We start from the raw sequence: 18,499 nt of genomic DNA, 5'->3' as shown, positions 1-18,499 counted from the left end.
AACAAATAGCAATAACTAATATCTAAATTTAGAAGATAAAATAAGGAGGCATAAAAAATGAGTTTAAAAGAAGACGCACTTAAATTACACCAGGAAAATCAGGGGAAATTAAAAGTAAATACTAAAGTAGAAGTTAATGATGAAACTGATCTATCACTTGCTTATTCCCCAGGGGTTGCAGAACCTTGTTTAGAGATTGATCAGGATGAAGAAAAAATTTATGAGTATACAAATAAATCTAATTTCGTAGCTGTTGTCAGCAATGGAACTGCCGTTTTAGGTTTAGGTGATATCGGGGCCAAAGCTTCAATGCCTGTGATGGAAGGAAAAGCAGTTTTGTTTAAAGAATTCGGTGGTGTTGATGCTTTCCCTATCTGTATCGATGAAACAGATTCAGATGCATTAATTAAAGCAGTTAAACAGATTGCACCTACTTTCGGTGGAATCAATTTAGAGGATATCAAAGGGCCAGAATGTTTCTATATTGAAGAAAGATTAAAAGAGGAATTGGATATTCCAATCTTTCATGATGACCAACATGGTACTGCTATCATTACCTTAGCTGGTCTATTAAACGCTCTAAAGATAGTTGATAAAAGAATGGAAGATCTTAAAGTAGTGGTCAATGGTGCAGGAGCTGCTGGAGTAAGCATCATCAAATTATTACTATCTGAAGGGGTTCAACAGATCAAAGTCTTAGATAGTAAAGGATTGATTTATCAAGGACGAGACAACTTAGATGAAGCTAAAGAAGAGTTAGCTGAATTGACAAATAAAGAACAGGAACAAGGCAACCTTGCTGATGCAATTGTAGATGCAGATGTCTTTATTGGCGTTTCTGTTGCAGGAGTATTGAGTAAAGAGATGGTAACAGATATGGCTGATGATCCAATTCTATTCCCAATGGCTAACCCTGATCCTGAAATCTGGCCTGAAGATGCTTTTGAAGCTGGGGCCAAGATAGTAGGTACCGGTCGTTCTGACTATCCAAACCAAGTTAATAATGTAATGGCTTTTCCTGGAGTCTTTCGGGGAGCATTAGATGTCAGGGCCAAAGATATCAACCAAGAGATGAAAGTAGCTGCAGCCTATGCCTTAGCAGAGTTAGTAACTGAGGATAAGTTGGCCCCTGACTATGTAATTCCAAAGCCGTTCGATGAACGTGTTGGCCCGCATGTTGCTGCTGCAGTAGCTCAAGCCGCTATTGAAAGTGGTGTAGCTAGAATAGAGATCGATTATGATACAGAATTAGAGAACGCTAAAAAATTGATGGCAAAATAAGGTGAGGTTAAGTAAAAAGCAAAACAGTTATAAAACCGATCGGTTTTATAACTGTTTTTTTATTTAAAGTAAAGCTTAGTTACAAAATAGCTTAACAATTTACAATGGATAGAAAAAATCTAAGAGATGATTTTTTCATCACGAAGGGTTCAAAGAACCCGAAGGATAAGAGCAAGTTCTTAAAAGCTTAAGTTTTTTGAGAAACATTGTGATAATAAACTTTGATTGATTTTGATTATAAGATTTAATGGTTTTAATTGTCAATTGTCAATTTTGTACATTGTAAATTAAAGTTAAGCTTTATATCAATAGTTTTTTTCTTTAGAAGCTCTTTTAACTGTCAACCGTCAACTATCAACTGTCAACTGATATTTAAAGTACAGCCCCGTCAACGGTGGCAGTGTAATCTCAATCGAATGCTCTCGCCCATGCCAAGCAATAGGCTCTGAGTGAACCCCACCTAGATTCCCTAGGTTAGTCCCTCCATAAATCTCAGCATTAGTATTTAATATTTCTTCATAAAATCCTGCTTGTGGTACAGCCAACCTATAATTCCCCCTAGCAACAGGTGTGAAATTAAAAACACAGACCATTCTTTCCTCTGGATTATGACCCTTGCGAATAAAAGAAATAACACTCTTCTCAAAGTCATGACAGTCAATCCACTCAAATCCTGATTGATCAAAGTCCTTCTCCCACAAAACATTATGTTCTTGATAGATAGCATTTAATTCACGAATAAATCTTAATAACTTCTGATGTGGTTTATAATCTAACAAATGCCAATCAAGACTCTTAGTGGCATTCCATTCATTCCACTGCCCAAATTCACCACCCATAAAGAGAAGTTTCTTACCTGGATGGGCAAACATATAAGCATAAAAGAGTCGTAAATTAGCAAATTTCTGCCAACGATCCCCAGGCATTTTCCCAATCATTGAGCTCTTTTCATGGACTACTTCATCATGGGACAATACCAAGACATGATTTTCATTAAATGAATATAATAAAGGAAAAGTCAATTTATTATGATGATACTTCTTATAAAAGGGATCGACTTCAATATACTCTAAAGCATCATTCATCCAGCCCATATTCCACTTCATCGAAAAACCAAGCCCTCCTAGATAAGTAGGCTTAGTTACTCCTGACCAGGAGGTTGATTCTTCAGCAATTGTCAAAATACCAGGATGATTTTGATGGGTAATCGAATTAAAAGACTGTAAGAAATCAATTGCTTCTAAATTCTCTCGTCCTCCATATTGATTGGGAATCCACTCTTCTCGCTTATGATCTAGATAAAGCATAGAGGAGACAGCATCAACTCGAAAACCATCTATGTGAAATTTATCTAGCCAATATAAAGCATTAGAGATCAAGAAATTTCTAACTTCTTCCCGACCATAATTAAAGACATATGTACCCCACTTTTTATGTTCTCCTAAGCGAGGATCTAAATGTTCATAGAGAGCAGTTCCATCAAATCTAGCTAAACCATGAGCATCTTTAGGAAAATGCCCCGGTACCCAGTCTAAAATTACCCCAATGCCATGTTGATGGAACTGATCAATTAAATACATTAAATCTTCTGGCCTGCCAAATCTACTAGTTGGAGAAAAGTATCCAACTACTTGATAACCCCAGGATTCATCCAACGGATACTCTCCTAAGGGCATTAACTCTACATGAGTAAAGTTATTCTCTTTAACATAATTAACTAATTTAGTAGCCAACTCACGATAAGTTAAAAATCTATTATCTTCTTCTGGAACTTTGGCCCATGAGGCTAAATTCACCTCATAGATTGAAATCGGTCTCTCTAACCAATTGATTTCTTCTCTTTTTTTCATCCACTCTTCATCTTGCCACTGATATTTATTGGATAGATCATAAGTCAGTGAAGCATTATCCGGCCTTAATTCACTATAGACAGCGTAAGGATCCGATTTGATTAATCTCTGCCCTAACTTAGTCAAAATCTCAAACTTATACAATTCTTCTTCCCCTAAATCTGGAATGAATAACTCCCAAACTCCAGAGTCTTCTAATAATCTCATCTGATGAATTCGCCCATCCCAACTATTAAATTCACCAACTACGCTGACCCTCTTTGCTTCTGGAGCCCAGACAGAAAAATGAACTCCTTTACTCCCTTCGTGGGTCATAATTTTGGCCCCCATCTTTTCATAAATACGATGATGATTCCCTTCATTAAATAAATGCAAGTCATTGTGAGATAAAACAGGGCCAAAGCTATAAGGATCTTCTTCTAGCCAACTCTTCTGTTCAGTTTTAAACTGTAATTGATAATCAAATATCTCTTTTCTTTCAATCACTTTCTCAAATAACCCAGCTTCTGTTATCTTATCTAGTTTAATTTTCTCAGTTAAACAATCAGAAACAATAAAGACACTAACTACATCTGGACGAAAAACCCTAACCACCACTTGCTCTCGATTGATCAGATTAATCCCCAGAAATTTAAATGGACTCTCTAATCTAGCATTAACAATCTGCTCTATTTCAGTTTGATTTAATGTACTCATTATGTCCTCCCTTCTCACTATGAATTTCGCGAATAACTATTTTTATCCTTTTATTTGAAAAAGATTAAACCAAATCAAAATAATCCTATAGACTTAACATCTATAGGATTACACTTAAATTCAAATCTTTAATTATTAATTTCATCTCTATAAAATACCCCTTCTAAATCAACAGCATCCCAATCTTGCTCCCGGATTGGCTGCCCTTGATAAAGAAATCTAACTCCATCAATCCAATCTCCGTCATACTCTGGTTGCAAAAAAGAACTGATTAAGGTTTCCGATGTAAAATATCCAGTAGCTGCCCCCTGAAAATGATCTAAATACCAGGTAACCCCAGCATTTCCTCTAAATTCAGGTGTTTCATCCCCATTTCGATTCCATTGATGCTCTTCTAAATTTATAACTGCTATCTCTCTTCCGTTCTCTTCTTCTATCTCTAGGACCTTAATTGGCAAAAAATCAAATCTAAACCTTGATAATCTATTAGCAATTACCTGTAATTTTTCAAACTGCTCTAAATCATCAGCAAGCTGAATATAAAAGTTAACTTCAGTCTCATCAAGATTTTCATCTGGCCCATAAATAGGAAAAAGAGTACCTTCTACCTCTTCAGTATCAAAACCAACTATATTTCCAACTTGGCCATCACCAAAATTAACTTTATAAAAGATTGCTCCTAATAAAACTAGTACTAAAAAGACTACTACAGTTAGTGGATAATTATTTTTGTTCAATATTTTCCCACCCTCTTTTAAAATTTTCAGCTCAGTATTATTTTTAGCTTAACTAAGCTTTTTATGTAATAAAGGGTAAGAACAATAATTAATTTTCAGCTAAAAATCTCCACAATTCATCCTGAGGAGCTTGGTTGAGTTCAATCTCTCCTTGCTCTGTAACAACTACTCTCTTTTGTGCTGTAATTTCTCCAATGGTTGTAGCATTAATTCCAGCAGTAGTTAATTTATCTACAACCTTTTCTCCTTCTACAGCAGTTAAGAGCATTGCTCCGGAACCGATTAATTGATAAGGGTTGATATCTAACAGTTGAGTTATCTTTTTAGTTGTCCGATGTAAGGGAACTGAGTCTTCTTCTATTTCAAATCCAACCTCAGCTGCTTCAGCCAATTCAAACAGCGAGCCATATAAGCCTCCTTCAGTAACATCATGCATTGCATTGACCTTTAACTCTGCTCCTAATAAACCTTCTGGAATTACACTTAAGTACTCAGTTAATTGTTGGGCTTCTTCTATTATTTCAGTTTCCATCCCTAATTCTGACAATTGATCAGAAAAATCTGTAGCCAAAATAGCAGTCCCTTCTAAACCAGCCCATTTAGTAAGGATTATTTGATCCCCTATTTGAGCATCAGCCGAAGTTACAAAGTTATCTTTAGTGGTTTTGCCGATTGCAGTACAAGAAACCAATGGTTGTTTAACGATATCAGTTATTTCTGTATGTCCGCCCAAGATATCAATTCCTAAATCTTGAGCAGCTTGATTTATATCTTTTACAATTGCTGTTATTTCCTCTTCGGCTGTAGTAGGCGGAAATAATAAAACCTGTTGAATTCCGATTGGTTGGGCACCATTAGCTGCTATATCATTACAAGCAACATTAACTGCTAAACTTCCCATCCCTTCTTGTACACCAGTAATTGGATCGCTAGACATGACAGCAACGAATTCTCCAAAATCAATTACAGTCGAATCTTCACCAATTTCTGGTCGAACTAAGACATCTTGATTGTTTGAAGAAATTTGATCTAGAATTAACTCTTTTAAATTATTAATATCAATCTTACCTGCCTTCATAAATTATCACCTTCAAATCAAATTATATATTATCTCTTATACTTTCTAAATCCTCTATTAGTTCTGTCTTTAAAAGTGCAAATAATATTGGAAAGGCAATGATTGCTCCCATACCTGATTGAATTACATTCCATGTAATGCTTTGTAAAGGTACTATCAGACTACCTACCATAATACCTTCCGCAAAATAATAACCAGCTATCATCCAAATAGCACCTATTAAGACACCTAAAATATGCTTTAGCTTTAATGTTTGCTCTTCTTTAGTCATAAAAGCAATCTTTCCTATAATCAATCCCATAAGCCCTTTAATAATTAAAGTAAATAATGCCCACTGACTATACCCTGATAAAATATTTGCCATAGCAGAACCAACTCCTCCTGCTAATGCTCCAAATTTACCTCCAAATAAGATAGCAATTAAATAGATCATACTATCTCCTAGGTGTATGTAACCACCTGTAGTTGGCATTGGAATATTAATGGCCATAGTTGCAATTGCTACTAATCCGATTAATAAGCCGCCTAATGTTAATTTTTTAGTTTCATGCATTAATATAACTCCTCTCTTAAATTAATAATTATATCAATTCATCTTAACATAAAACTAAAAAATTGTCAAAATACAACTTATTTGAGTTGTTTACTCAGGGATTAAAAATTGGTTAGCATTGCTTCTTTTAACTCTAAAGCAGCATCTTGGTTAGCTAGATATTTAACTATTGTTAGGACAAACTCTAAAGCAACTCCTGGACCACGGCCTGTAATTAAGTTATCATCAATTACTACTCTATCTTCTTGGTACTTACAAGATTTCATTCTAGGTTTAAAACCTGGATAACTTGTAGCTTCTTTATCTTTTAAAACTCCAGCCTCTTCCAAAACAATTGGTGCAGCACAGATCGCAGCAATTAACTTGTTATCGTCAGCAAGTTCTTGAATTAAATTGATTACCCGTTCATCCTCTCTTAAATTAACTGCTCCTGGCATCCCACCTGGCAAAATAATTCCTGTTAAATCAGTGCTTGTTATCTGATCAATACTTTGATCTGCTTCAATTGTAATTTCATTAGCTCCAGTTACTTTTAAATCACCTAATGATACAGTAACAACTTCAATCTCTGCTCTTCGTAAAACATCAATACTGGTAACTGCTTCAATTTCCTCAAAACCTTCTGCTAAAGGAATAACAATTTTGCTCATATAAACCTTCTCCTTTCTTATTATATATATCATTGACTTATCCTTAATCATATATTACTGTTTCACTTATAAACCTCCTGCAAATTTAACAAATTTTTAATTAATTAAACAAATATTCTAGTTATATTAAATCAGGCTCTAGGTTATTATAACTAATGTGCTGAAAGGAGGTGTTTAAATGACAGTAGGTGACGATTTACACCAAGCCTTAACAGGATTAGAAACTGCTAAAAACACTTTAGAAGGATTCTCTCAAGATACTAATGATGACTTAGCTCAAGATATGTATACTCAATGTGCTCAACAGATTCAACAGGTAGCTCAACAATTAGAAGAGAGAGTCAATTATGTTGAAAGTGAAGAACCACAATATAAACAAAAGCAACAAATGCAAAATCAACAGGGACAAGGACAACAGCAAGAACAACAGGGCCAACAAGAACAACAAAACCAACAACAATAAATTTAAACATTAAAGAAGAGTAAGAGGATTAATCCTCTTACTCTTCTTTTTTATCGTTAGGAATTTATAATTTTTAGAGACTATAGATAACTTTAGACTTAAGCTGAGTTGACGAAGCCTTTTAAATCATTTGGTAATTTATTACAGGTATATTTCTTAATCTTCCACTCCAAAATAATATGAGAGGGAGGTAATTTTATGAATACAGAATCATTAGCTATTTTAATAGATAGAGTTTTGAAAACAGTTTTATTTACATTAATTATTATTACAATTTTTATTTCTATCCAATTAGTTATGGATAATTTAAATAATAATCCTGAATTTTTTAATCAACTACCTGCCAAATTGGCTTCACTTTTAAGACAGCTCCCTCGACTCAATGGATAACAAAACTAATCTAATAATTTAATTTGCAATCTTTGTTGTAACCTTTCTAAAGAATTTCCTTCTTTCTTCTTTTTCTTCATACTATCTTCTACTTTTATATCTGACCTTTTATCTTCAACATAAATCTTAACCTGATCTCCATCTTCTAAAGGTTCAATCAATTGGGCAGCTTGACCATTCTTCTCAATGATCAACCTTCCATTGATATTAGTAGGAAGTTCATAATTAATATGGCTTAATAACTGATTTAATTGTACAGTGCCTGGTTGATAAACGATCTCATCACCAGTAAAGATTTGATCCTCCAACTGAGCCGTTTTGCCATTCTTTAATAGCTGAAAATCAACAAGTGGTACTTCAACTGGCTGATTATTGAAAGTAACATTAATTGTACTATTAACTTTTACCTCATCTAAAAGATCTTTAATCTTTAGATCACTCTTATTAACTTCTTCAAAGCTCAAATGATCTCCACTATCCACTTCCTGATCTAATGAAACTTCCTTCCCATTGAGCAAAATACGATAATTTTGGTACTGATATTCCCTTTCTGCTCCATTGAAAGTATAACTGATCTTTCTTTTTTTTATCTGCTCAACAGGAAACTCTAAGATTTGTTCAACCACCTCTTTGACAGTCTGAGGTAGTGTATAAGTAATGTTGGCCCGATCTTTAAGCTCCGTATCTGCACTGACTGGTTTCTCATTCATATAATAAATCGGTTCTAAAACAACTTCTGTTTCATTAATATATATCTTACGACTTGGTAATTCAGGAACTACATCTGCTATCACGCCATACGCATTTTCACCTTGTTCACCTAATTCAACTGTTAACTGATCGCCATGACTGATTTCATCTTCAAGCTCTGCTTCTGTTCCATTGACTAAGAGCCGTCCAGCTGTTCCTAATGAACCTCTAATCACCTTTAAATCACCATTAACCTCTACTGAAATAGCTAGTCCAGGATTTGGTTTTAAAGCTGTAATATCAATTTCTGCTGCTAAAAGTGCATCAGATACCTTAGGTTTTCTTAAAGTAAATAAGTGAATTAGATCTCCATTAACCTCTATATCTATAAAATTAACTTGTTTATTATTTTTATAACAAGTAATCCCAATCCCAAAAGGAGTTATTGACTGTGTCTCTGTCACTCCATCAATTGTTCCTTCAATTTCATTAACTTCTTGACAATCCTTAACCCCTACTCTATTTACGGGCAACTCTAATTTTTTAGCCAGCTTTTCTTTCAATAATGGAGTTAAACTCCCTCCTCCAATACAAATAACTGCCTGAGGTTGTTGTTGATTTAAACTTAATATCTCATCAGCAATCTGCTGGGCCAAACTCTCTACTTCATCTTCTATCATCTTAATAACACTACTAGTGGCGACTGTTGTTACTTGATCTAAGATGTCTTTTATCTCTACTTTATCTTCTACGAGTAGCTTCCTTTTAATCTCTTCAGCTTTATGATAATCAAGCATATAGCTTTGACAGATAGCTTCAGTAATCTCATCTCCTGCTACTGGAACCATGGCATAACCAATAATCGACCCTTCTTTAGTTATAGCAATATCTGAAGTTCCTGCCCCAATATCTACTAACGCCAAATTGAAGTTATACATCCGCCGGGGTACAATTAGATTAGAAGCAGCAATCGGCTCTAAAGTTAAATGATCTACTTCTAAATCTGCTTGACGAATGACAGTCAATAAAGAATCAATTACTATCCGTGGCAGAAAAGTAGCTATCAAGTCAACTTCTATCTTTTTACCACTCTGCCCTACTAGATTACCAAGCTTCATTCCATCTAACATATTCTGTAATAAAGTATAACCTACAAAATGATAACCTTCAGCTTGATCACCTTTACTAACTAACTTCTCTTGAGCATTTTGAACAGCAGAAAATTCTAAAGTTTGCACATCACTAGTAGTTACTTCTCGTTTATTATCAAATTCTAATTGACAATGACCAGTCACCGTCTTTAGAGCACGTCCTGCAGCAGCAATTCCAACCTTATTTAAAGTGGTATCACATTTTCTTTCTAAACTTGTTTTAATCTTTTCTACTTGTGTAGCAACCTCTTCTACATTATGTATTTGACCATCAATCATTGATCTATTTTTATGTTCAATTACTTCAGATGCTTTCACAATTAATCTATCATCAGCAGTAGGTTCTAATAGAACACCAACCACCGTTCTAGTTCCAATATCTAAAGCAAAAATTAAGTCATCCTTTTCTTGCATTTAGAAAACCTCCTAATTTATAGTGTACAGTTTACGGTTTACAGTTGACAGTAGATACGATCTTTGTGGATATGATTTCTATGATTTTCACGAAAGGGCTGATAAGCCCTGTAGGGGTTTCATGGAGGGTCTTGATAAAGACCCGTAAGGATAGAAAAAAATCTAAGAGCGAATTTTTTCATCACGAAGGGTTCAAAGAACCCGAAGGAAAACCATTAAAAGCCTAAATTCAAAACAATCAAAAACCGTATCCACTGTAAATTGTACATTATCAACTGTACATTGATTTTTTAATCCACTTCATAATAAATCTTTAACGTTGGTGTTAAAGCAAAATAATTGCCTTCATACTTTAACTCTTCAACATAATAACGTATCGACCATTCTTGCTCAATAGATGCTCCGTTGAAAGCTGTAGTAGTTCCCTCAGCTACAAACTGATCAATATTCAACTCTACCTCTTTCTTTTGATTGGAAACTACTACTGTTAATCCCGTATATTCTTGAGTAGATAAATTAGTAAAAATATCCCATTCCACTTTTAGTTTACTAATAGTAGCTTCTTGTGGTAAACTAAGATTAGTTAAATCCCATTTTGCCATTGGCGACCAGCGATTTGATTGATAAATAACCAAATTAGCTGGCTCAGAGTTATTTCTAGTAATACTCCCACTTGCTAAAGTTGGAGTGACAAATAAAAGAATAATTAGCACTAAGAAAAATAATTTCTTCATTATGTACCCCTTTATCTAGAATTTATTTGCTAGCTTATTCAATTATTTAACGATTTATAGTATATTTCCTGCTTGTAGCGATATATATTTGATAAATTCCAATAAATTTGTTTAATAATTCAAAAGTAGCTGTTATAATAATAATATTCCTTATCTTCCACAACATAAATTACTTTAAGAAATTTAACAATATACTTAATAAATTATTAAGGAGGAGAAACTAATGAAGTTTGTACTTTTTAAATATCAAGGTTCCGTATCATATGGACTACTAAAAAATGAAGAAATTCATGCTATCGAGGGCCAAATAACTGAAGAGTATGATTTAATTGATCAACATTATCAACTATCTGAAGTAGAGTTATTAGCTCCCTGTAAACCTAGCAAAATTGTTTGTGTAGGAATCAATTACAAAGACAATGCTAAACAAAATCGCAAGAAAAAAGAAAATAAAAAAGTAGGGGTTAAAATACCCGATGAACCACTTACTTTTCTTAAACCAGAAACTGCTGTCGTTGGCCCTAACCAAGATATAACCTATCCTCAAATGGCTAATGAAGTACATTTTGAACCAGAATTAGCAGTGGTTATTAAAGATACTGTTAGAAACATCAAAGAATCTGAAGTAGATCAACATATCCTAGGATATACATGCTTTAATGATCTAACTGCTATTGATTTAATAGCCAAAGATGGAATGTTTACTCGGGGTAAGTCTTTCGATGGTTTTGCACCTTTAGGGCCAACAATTGTAACAGATATCGACCCTAGCTCACTTAAGATTCAATCATTTATCAATGGCAAATTGAAACAAGACTCCAATACGTCCCAAATGATCTTTAAGATTCCAGAGATTATCAGCTTCATTTCTAAAATCATGACTCTTAGAGCCGGTGATGTAGTTACTACTGGCACACCAGGAGTAACTAAAATAAACCCTGGTGATCAACTTGAAATTAAAATAGAAGAGATCGGTAGCTTAAAAAACAAGATAATAGAAGAATAAAAAAGTTGCCTCCAGCAACTCAGTAATGATAAATAAGATACCCAGTCTATAATAGACTGGGTATCTTATACCACTTTATTTCTAAATCTTCTTATAAATAAAACCACTATATGGTGGCAGATTAAAATCAACCTTTTTATTTTCTCCTATAATTAATGTATCCATCGGGCCAACTTCATCTTCAGCAGAAAAATCATTTACCTGATCAAGATCAGCAAGCTTACCCCACTTTCCTTCAAAATCAAACTTTAATTCTACTTTAATCTCTTCCCCTTCAAAGTTAAGCAGAATCAACATCTCATCGTTATTGTTTTTATCCTTCGTTCTCCAACCGATCAATCGTCTGTTCTTTCCTTGCTCTGGAGGTAACCATGGCCCTAACATCCAATTAAATTCACCAGTCTCAATTGGATTGTCTCCAGAAATCTTTAAAGCTCCATACTTTCTGCGCAGATTAATCAATCTCTGCGTCCAATCAAAGAATTGATTATACTCAAATTCTGGACAATTAGGATCAGGGCTGACTTTATTAAGATCAATATTATTGGCATCTCGATTGACCCCAAACTCTTGGCCCATATAAAGCATTGGCTGACCTAACGCAGTCATAGTGGCCATCATGGCCAGTTTAGCTTTTTTATCCTTAACATCACAATCAGTTATTTCATTAGTCTCAATTTCAAACTTAACACTCGGTTCATCATGGCTTTCACTATAATTAATCACATTATTTGTATGATCAGCAAATCTATTTTTGGAAAAATAAAAGATATCCCCTAAACCTTGTGGTGTATTATAGCACCAATCTCTATAAACCCCTTCCCTTAATAATGCTTTAATCTTATCATGGAACATATCACTCCATTGTGCATAACCATTATACCCTTCAAAATTTAAATCTGGTTCATTTGGTAAGTTTTCAGCAATTAAAATTGTATCAGGTTTAAATCCACTATCCCTAATTTCATCTTGAATCTCATATAATAATTGATGATCTAAATAATTGCTATGGGTAGCATCAAACCTAAATCCATCCACATGATATTCTTCAATAAATAATTTGCAAGAATCAATCAACATATTGTCAACTTCTGGTATACCTGTAGCAACTCGATTACCCCACTTAGTACTCCCAGAAAAATAAAGACCACCTGGCCCTGAACCATCATCAATTAGATCCCATAAAGGGTTAAATTGATTAGATGTATGGTTAAAGACTTGATCGACAATTACTGCCAATCCATGATTGTGAGCAGTATCAACTAACTCTCTAAAATCATCTAAATCACCAAAGTCCTTCTCGATTGACATAAAGCTACATGGATCATATCCCAAACCAAAATGGCTCCAAGATTCAGAAGTTGGCATTAAAGCTAAAGCAGTAACTCCTAAATCATCAAAATAACCCTCCTCAATTCTACGAATAACTCCTTTAAATGTACTCTGCTCTTCTATAGAAAGATCAGAATCTTCATCTGTAAATCCATAAACATTCAATTCATAAATAATCAATTCACTAATATCAGGCGTTTCCCAATCATCATCTGTCCATTCAAAGTTGGTCGGATCTGCAACTACACAATTTTCTCGTTGGTAGTTATCACTATAAACTCTAGTATAAGGATCCCAAGCCCATCTTTGATTTCCCCCGATTCCACCTTGAACAAAGAATTTATATTCAATCTCCGAAACTTCAGAATCGATTCGCTCAGCTGGCACCCTTGTCCACCAAATATTCGGTTGATTATAATAACCTTTATATAAATCAAGCTCAATAAATGAGTCTTCTTCATCAGCACAAGCAGGACAATTGCCAGGTGTTTGAAACTTATTAAGATTAGATCCTAAATAAACTCGACCTGCTCGCGGGTGAAAGAGAGCAAAACTGACTGAACCATCAGTTAATTTATGAGCTCCTAATAAAGAAGGAGTCTTAAATTTCGATACATCTGTACCTGGCAGATAAAAATTTTCTTGAGGAATTAAATCTTTAATCTCTTGATATGCATCTTTAATATGCCCTACAGGCTCTGCTGGTCTGACATTATAGACATTATGCCAGCCTGCTTTACACCAAATCTCCCCCCCTAATCCAGCATTATAAAAGCGGTTGTTTCGTTCATCTTCCCAGATCGTATGATCACCTAACTCATCCTTGAATTTAAAATTAAAGTTGGCCCTATTAACTACTAAATCATAATAAAATCCATAATCATCCCTACCATCAGGATAGACCTTTTTTTCAAATCGCCCCGTTCCATCCAGCCACGCCCATAGGACTGGATTTCTAAAATTATTTTTATTGTCATAATGAATCCGTACCTTTGTCCTCATCAAATCCTCCTTTAGTCAATTATTACTAATCCTTCTTTATCGTTTATATTATTAACCAAAAGGAGATAAATAATTAATTAAGTTTAAGGCTAAGGTTGAGTTTGAATAAAAACAAAATTTCTACTTTTTTAACCCCTTAAAACTTTAGTTTTAATCTTAATCATTAAGTTTGATAATAAACCCATTGGACAAAAAGCACACCAAATTCTCTCCTTAAAAACCAATCCCAACAAAATTCCAAATAATGTAGTGGCTAAGATCAAGCGATAAAAAATAAAGCCAATCTGTACCCAATCTCCCGCAGCTAAATAAATTGCTAGCAATAAATTCCCCATCAATAATCCTAAAAAACCAACTTTAAAATATGATTTTTTAAAAATAGAAGGTATTTTTCGCCGTAAACTGACCTTTTCTATTAAGTTGTCATATAAGCTACCCCGTGGACAAAAAAAGCCACACCAGACCCTTCTTCCTGTTATAGCAGAAGTAAATAATGGGGCCAACATACAAATCACAACTAGATTTCCTAATAAAAAATTCACTCTTCCCAACAGCAAAAATAATACTAATAAAACCCAACTAACACTTCTAATTAATCGCATTAATTTATCTTTCAATTTCATCCCCCAGTATACATTAATTACTTAATATATACTATAATAAATCAAGGGCTATACTTGAACCCAATTAAAAAAGTTACCTCCGGTAACTCAGTTTAAGTCCAAACCTCTAAAAAACATAATTTCCTTAATGACAAAAAACCTTCAATTTTTATATTGAAAGTTTTAATCTCTTTACTAATCACTATTCATTAAAATCTATCCTATCAGAATGAGTATAGACATTTAATCTCCTTCCTCTTGCAAAACCGATCACAGTCAAATTCAACTCTTCAGCAATCTTGACTGTTAAATTTGTAGGTGCAGACCTAGAAGCTACAATTGGAATTTCTTGCTTAGCAGCCTTAAGTAGCATTTCTGAAGAGATCCTTCCACTAGTTAGTAATATCTTATCTTGTAGATCATTTCCTTTCATAAAGGCCTCACCAATAACTTTATCTACTGCGTTATGTCGCCCTACATCTTCATGAAAAATAAGAATTTCTTCTTGCTTTGCCAAACAACAGCTATGTACTCCACCAGTTTGTTTAAAGAGTTCAGATTGCCGACTCATCTTTTTGATTAAAGTTAAAACCTCTTCAGCACCAATTTTTAGATTATCTTTATTAAGCTTTTTAGTTCCTAAAGAATCTAATACATTATAAAAAACAGTTCCTTTACCACAACCAGTAGTCAAAGTTCTCTTCCCATGTAATTTTTCTCTCATATCTAACTTTTTATTGGTTTCTACTCTAACAACTCCATCTTCTGCAGCAACCTCTATTTCTTTTATTTCTTCAGGTTTTTTTAATAAACCTTCTGAAACTAAAAATCCAACAGTCAAATAATTAAGGCTTTGTGGTGAACATAATAACGTAAGAAACTCTTTCTCATTTAAAAATATAGTTAAAGCATATTCTCTAATTAAAAAATCATCTAATTCTTCAATCTCACCCCTATTATAACGAACAATTTTATTTTCAATTGATAAATCCATAATAAGACCACTACTCCCTCTCACATTGATTCATTTTATTATTAATTAAACCAAATAAATTAATTAAATGAAATAATTATTAATTTTCTTAGTATTAAGTATCATATAATAATTATAGTATAATTACTAGTAATAAGTCAATTATCTTCAACTAACCATTTAACTTTAAATTTTAACTAGAAGGGAGGATTTTAATGCACTTAATAGAGTGTTTAAAAAAGAAGGATAAAGAGGATTTAAGCCAAGTTGCAACCCAACACCATATTTATTATAACCCTAATTTTTCAAAAGCATGGGTTAGTAAAGAGATAAAGCAAAAATTATCTGACCCTGTTTATCTTAAAGAGTTCATCAAAAAAGAATTGAAACCCAAAACTCTATCTACTATAAAAAGGTTGCTTTCAACTGAGCCAATTAATAAAGAGAGTTTACAACTTTCTACTTATCAAAGATTAATAGAATTAGGTTTAATTTATGAACAGAATAATTTTTGTTATTTTCCCTACGAGATCAAAAAAATCTTAATAGACCTTTTTTCAGATGACCAACCGCAAAAGACAGTTTCAGAATCTAATCCTACTGAAACTAAAACTACTAAACAAGAATCTTACTCAGAAGCTCCTGAGGTAAGAATTAAATGTACACCTTCATTTTTTCATTACTTATTGCTTTTTCTAGGTCATATTCATATTTCAGATGATTCAAATAAAGATAAATTACAAGCTTTCATCAATAAACTTAATCAAAGTTCCATCTCCAATTCAAAATTATTTAACTATCTTAAACAATATTCAGCACAGAATCAACTTTTGGAAAAATCAAACTATACCGTAAAAGATAATATTGATAAGTGGCTTGATACTTCATATAAACAAAAAATATTAACTGGAATTGAAACATTCTTTCCTCGATATGCTCAAAAGTTAAGAAATACTATCGCTGTCTTGAGTTATTATCCATTACAGCAACAAATCCCTTTCAACTTCTTCATTAAACAAGTTGATTATCATCACTCCAACCTTGAACAACTTAAATTATTAGAATTAATTAACATCTTCATCATTGAAGATAAACATATTAAGTTGACTCCATTATGTTGGAAATTATTCAATTCCAAAACCAAATGTAATCTAAGTAAACCTAAAATTAATAATCAGCAACTCATAATTGCTGGAACTACAGAATTAAAATCACTTTGGCCCATCTTCCAAATGAATTCATCTCTAAAGATAGATAAAGATGATATTACAATGAAAATAGATGCCAGAAGTAATTTAAGCCTATAAACTTTCAAAAAATTCACCCCATCTATGTAAAGACGGGGTGAATCAATCTATTTTTCTGCTCTAACAACTAATGGAAAAGATTCTAACGGTTTATAATCATCAAGTTGAAAACTACCATATAACCTTACTTCTTCAAAACCAACTTCAAATAATATCTCTTTTAACTTATCACTAGTTAAAGGATACAACAAGACTGAATTATTAAATTCACCTTCATCTGTCTTTAAAGTAGTCTTAAATTCAACCCTTCCTTCTTGGAGTTCATATTTCCTAGTCAATTTTACACCATTTTCTGCTTCAATAGTAGGCAACTCTGTAATGTTTTTAGCTAAAATACGATCATAATTAACAATCTGTAAAGCAAAAGTTCCTTCCTCTTTCAGTAATGAATAAATCTTAGTGATAACCTCTGTAAGCTCCTTTATTCCATCCAAGTGAACTAAAGAATTTCCAATACAACTAATCAAATCAAAATCTTCGTTAGAATATAACTGATCAATTTCTTTCATATCTGCATTCTGAAAATCAATATTGACCCCTTCTTGTTCCGCCTTTTTATTAGCAATATTAATCATCTGCTCACTTAAATCAATTGCTGATATTTGATACCCTTGCCCAGCTAAAGCTATTGGATAAGTCCCCGTACCTGTAGCAAGATCTAACAACCTTCCTTTCGCAGGTAATTTTTCTTGCAAAAAGTTTAATTTAACCTCTTTGAAAGGAAAGATGAAATCATAATAGCGACTAAATTCTTGATAGAACTTCATTATTCTTCCTCCTCCAGAACAAAAATATCATCATAATACTCCTTTTCAATCTGGCGTTGATAGTTAATTGATGGATTAATTGCTTCTATAAAACCTTCTATCCAAATTTGATATAATTGATGCATTAATTTGATTGAAACATCAGTTTGACTCCAAAATTCAGTATGTAACCTTGAATCATGACGCCAGACAATTTTATCTTCTTCTTTTACAAGAATGGTTGACAATTGATCACAAGGCATTCTTTCCAAAAAATTATTTTTTAATGCCCTAAAAGTTAATTCTAAATTATTTTCTTCATTTTTCTGCCAAACTTTCCGGGCCAACTCTCGCCCTTGATTATAATATACTTTTCGTAAGAGGGTTTCATTAGAAAACTCTTCAAGCAACCTCTTAACACAGACTGCTTCTCTAATCTGAGCAGTGGTAATTGCACCTTCTAGCCAAGGATGAATATGTTCATCTCCGATCAAATCTTCTAATGGCTCTTCAGATTTCAACTCTCCATACTCTGCCCGCAACTCCTTTGCTAGCTTACCAACCTCTTGTTCACCATAACGTTCTTTAAAAGCAGTTATTAATTTTACTTCACGCTCTTCAATAATCTTAATCTGTCTATAAAGCCAATAATGAATTTCACCTAATCTTAAACTCATTCTTCCACTCCTTATTTCGATTATTAATCCATATTATTAAGGTTTAGTATAAGTCTTATTACTTAATATTATAATCTAAATCAGACAATTTGAAATTGATTTAAATCACATCAATTAATTATTAGAATACTTTATCTAAATTAAGCTAATAATAATTATGACTTTGA

17 protein-coding genes are annotated in these 18,499 nt (G+C 33.2%); 5 read left to right on the top strand and 12 right to left on the bottom strand.

The window, feature by feature from the left end:
• The first annotated feature begins 57 nt into the window (after positions 1 to 57).
• Positions 58 to 1,281: an NAD(P)-dependent malic enzyme gene (locus MWH28_RS07815; RefSeq protein ID WP_248618774.1), complete on the top strand. Its 1,224-nt coding sequence runs from the start codon at positions 58 to 60 to the stop codon at positions 1,279 to 1,281.
• A gap of 347 nt (positions 1,282 to 1,628) precedes the next feature.
• Here the strand turns inward: MWH28_RS07815 and glgB are convergent, their stop codons facing one another.
• From glgB to MWH28_RS07790, 5 genes are all read right to left on the bottom strand, one after another.
• Positions 1,629 to 3,827 (bottom strand): 1,4-alpha-glucan branching protein GlgB, encoded by a 2,199-nt coding sequence (gene glgB / locus MWH28_RS07810; RefSeq protein WP_248618772.1) that lies wholly within the window; start codon positions 3,825 to 3,827, stop codon positions 1,629 to 1,631.
• Between the two features lie 128 nt (positions 3,828 to 3,955).
• A complete protein-coding gene (locus MWH28_RS07805) occupies positions 3,956 to 4,564 on the bottom strand; it encodes a hypothetical protein (RefSeq protein WP_248618770.1) in 609 nt (202 codons plus the stop codon).
• 88 nt (positions 4,565 to 4,652) lie between these two features.
• Complete coding sequence (locus tag MWH28_RS07800; RefSeq protein ID WP_248618768.1) at positions 4,653 to 5,642, bottom strand: AIR synthase family protein; 990 nt, start codon at positions 5,640 to 5,642, stop codon at positions 4,653 to 4,655.
• 22 nt (positions 5,643 to 5,664) lie between these two features.
• Positions 5,665 to 6,195 (bottom strand): ECF transporter S component, encoded by a 531-nt coding sequence (locus MWH28_RS07795; protein ID WP_248618767.1) that lies wholly within the window; start codon positions 6,193 to 6,195, stop codon positions 5,665 to 5,667.
• Between the two features lie 101 nt (positions 6,196 to 6,296).
• Positions 6,297 to 6,845, bottom strand: a complete 549-nt coding sequence (locus tag MWH28_RS07790) for a DJ-1 family glyoxalase III (RefSeq protein ID WP_248618766.1) — start codon at positions 6,843 to 6,845, stop codon at positions 6,297 to 6,299.
• Between the two features lie 178 nt (positions 6,846 to 7,023).
• Here MWH28_RS07790 and MWH28_RS07785 point away from each other — a divergent pair, with 178 nt between their 5' ends.
• Both MWH28_RS07785 and MWH28_RS07780 read left to right on the top strand, forming a co-directional pair.
• Complete coding sequence (locus MWH28_RS07785; protein WP_248618764.1) at positions 7,024 to 7,308, top strand: DUF1657 domain-containing protein; 285 nt, start codon at positions 7,024 to 7,026, stop codon at positions 7,306 to 7,308.
• A 198-nt stretch (positions 7,309 to 7,506) separates the two neighbouring features.
• Positions 7,507 to 7,698: a hypothetical protein gene (locus tag MWH28_RS07780; protein ID WP_248618763.1), complete on the top strand. Its 192-nt coding sequence runs from the start codon at positions 7,507 to 7,509 to the stop codon at positions 7,696 to 7,698.
• 5 nt (positions 7,699 to 7,703) lie between these two features.
• Here the strand turns inward: MWH28_RS07780 and MWH28_RS07775 are convergent, their stop codons facing one another.
• Both MWH28_RS07775 and MWH28_RS07770 read right to left on the bottom strand, forming a co-directional pair.
• Positions 7,704 to 9,953 carry a cell division protein FtsA gene (locus tag MWH28_RS07775; RefSeq protein ID WP_248618761.1) on the bottom strand — a complete coding sequence of 750 codons (2,250 nt, stop codon included), beginning with the start codon at positions 9,951 to 9,953 and terminating at the stop codon, positions 7,704 to 7,706.
• Between the two features lie 290 nt (positions 9,954 to 10,243).
• Positions 10,244 to 10,687, bottom strand: coding sequence for a hypothetical protein (locus MWH28_RS07770; RefSeq protein WP_248618760.1), 444 nt, complete (start codon positions 10,685 to 10,687; stop codon positions 10,244 to 10,246).
• A 223-nt stretch (positions 10,688 to 10,910) separates the two neighbouring features.
• On the opposite strand from MWH28_RS07770, the gene MWH28_RS07765 reads away from it, so the two are divergent.
• Positions 10,911 to 11,693 (top strand): fumarylacetoacetate hydrolase family protein, encoded by a 783-nt coding sequence (locus MWH28_RS07765; RefSeq protein ID WP_248618758.1) that lies wholly within the window; start codon positions 10,911 to 10,913, stop codon positions 11,691 to 11,693.
• A gap of 81 nt (positions 11,694 to 11,774) precedes the next feature.
• Here MWH28_RS07765 and MWH28_RS07760 read toward each other — a convergent pair whose 3' ends face one another.
• From MWH28_RS07760 to fdhD, 3 genes are all read right to left on the bottom strand, one after another.
• Positions 11,775 to 14,027: an alpha-amylase family glycosyl hydrolase gene (locus MWH28_RS07760; RefSeq protein ID WP_248618757.1), complete on the bottom strand. Its 2,253-nt coding sequence runs from the start codon at positions 14,025 to 14,027 to the stop codon at positions 11,775 to 11,777.
• A 128-nt stretch (positions 14,028 to 14,155) separates the two neighbouring features.
• Positions 14,156 to 14,644, bottom strand: coding sequence for a 4Fe-4S binding protein (locus MWH28_RS07755; RefSeq protein WP_248618755.1), 489 nt, complete (start codon positions 14,642 to 14,644; stop codon positions 14,156 to 14,158).
• 187 nt (positions 14,645 to 14,831) lie between these two features.
• Positions 14,832 to 15,623: a formate dehydrogenase accessory sulfurtransferase FdhD gene (gene fdhD / locus MWH28_RS07750; protein WP_248618754.1), complete on the bottom strand. Its 792-nt coding sequence runs from the start codon at positions 15,621 to 15,623 to the stop codon at positions 14,832 to 14,834.
• 194 nt (positions 15,624 to 15,817) lie between these two features.
• Between fdhD and MWH28_RS07745 the strand changes: the two genes are divergently transcribed.
• Entirely contained in the window at positions 15,818 to 16,909 is a 1,092-nt protein-coding gene (locus tag MWH28_RS07745; RefSeq protein WP_248618752.1) for a hypothetical protein, read from the top strand.
• Between the two features lie 47 nt (positions 16,910 to 16,956).
• Here the strand turns inward: MWH28_RS07745 and MWH28_RS07740 are convergent, their stop codons facing one another.
• Positions 16,957 to 17,676, bottom strand: a complete 720-nt coding sequence (locus MWH28_RS07740; RefSeq protein ID WP_248618750.1) for a class I SAM-dependent methyltransferase — start codon at positions 17,674 to 17,676, stop codon at positions 16,957 to 16,959.
• The gene (locus MWH28_RS07735) at positions 17,676 to 18,332 is read right to left on the bottom strand and encodes a hypothetical protein (protein ID WP_248618749.1); all 657 of its coding nucleotides are present in this window, start codon (positions 18,330 to 18,332) and stop codon (positions 17,676 to 17,678) included. The genes MWH28_RS07740 and MWH28_RS07735 overlap by 1 nt, the downstream gene beginning before the upstream one ends.
• Positions 18,333 to 18,499: the final 167 nt, after the last annotated feature.

It is taken from the genome of Natroniella sulfidigena (assembly GCF_023223645.1).
Lineage (GTDB): Bacteria > Bacillota > Halanaerobiia > Halobacteroidales > Halobacteroidaceae > Natroniella > Natroniella sulfidigena.
The sequence above is the reverse complement of the archived record's forward strand: the minus strand, read 5'-3'. Positions and strand labels throughout refer to the sequence as shown.

Bases quoted from the DNA above. Each gene is read 5' to 3' on its own strand.
- MWH28_RS07815 (WP_248618774.1), top strand. From the start codon at position 58: ATGAGTTTAAAAGAAGACGCACTTAAATTACACCAGGAAAATCAGGGG.
- glgB (WP_248618772.1), bottom strand. From the start codon at position 3,827: ATGAGTACATTAAATCAAACTGAAATAGAGCAGATTGTTAATGCTAGA.
- MWH28_RS07800 (WP_248618768.1), bottom strand. From the start codon at position 5,642: ATGAAGGCAGGTAAGATTGATATTAATAATTTAAAAGAGTTAATTCTA.
- MWH28_RS07795 (WP_248618767.1), bottom strand. From the start codon at position 6,195: ATGCATGAAACTAAAAAATTAACATTAGGCGGCTTATTAATCGGATTA.
- MWH28_RS07790 (WP_248618766.1), bottom strand. From the start codon at position 6,845: ATGAGCAAAATTGTTATTCCTTTAGCAGAAGGTTTTGAGGAAATTGAA.
- MWH28_RS07785 (WP_248618764.1), top strand. From the start codon at position 7,024: ATGACAGTAGGTGACGATTTACACCAAGCCTTAACAGGATTAGAAACT.
- MWH28_RS07780 (WP_248618763.1), top strand. From the start codon at position 7,507: ATGAATACAGAATCATTAGCTATTTTAATAGATAGAGTTTTGAAAACA.
- MWH28_RS07775 (WP_248618761.1), bottom strand. From the start codon at position 9,953: ATGCAAGAAAAGGATGACTTAATTTTTGCTTTAGATATTGGAACTAGA.
- MWH28_RS07770 (WP_248618760.1), bottom strand. From the start codon at position 10,687: ATGAAGAAATTATTTTTCTTAGTGCTAATTATTCTTTTATTTGTCACT.
- MWH28_RS07765 (WP_248618758.1), top strand. From the start codon at position 10,911: ATGAAGTTTGTACTTTTTAAATATCAAGGTTCCGTATCATATGGACTA.
- MWH28_RS07760 (WP_248618757.1), bottom strand. From the start codon at position 14,027: ATGAGGACAAAGGTACGGATTCATTATGACAATAAAAATAATTTTAGA.
- fdhD (WP_248618754.1), bottom strand. From the start codon at position 15,623: ATGGATTTATCAATTGAAAATAAAATTGTTCGTTATAATAGGGGTGAG.
- MWH28_RS07745 (WP_248618752.1), top strand. From the start codon at position 15,818: ATGCACTTAATAGAGTGTTTAAAAAAGAAGGATAAAGAGGATTTAAGC.
- MWH28_RS07740 (WP_248618750.1), bottom strand. From the start codon at position 17,676: ATGAAGTTCTATCAAGAATTTAGTCGCTATTATGATTTCATCTTTCCT.
- MWH28_RS07735 (WP_248618749.1), bottom strand. From the start codon at position 18,332: ATGAGTTTAAGATTAGGTGAAATTCATTATTGGCTTTATAGACAGATT.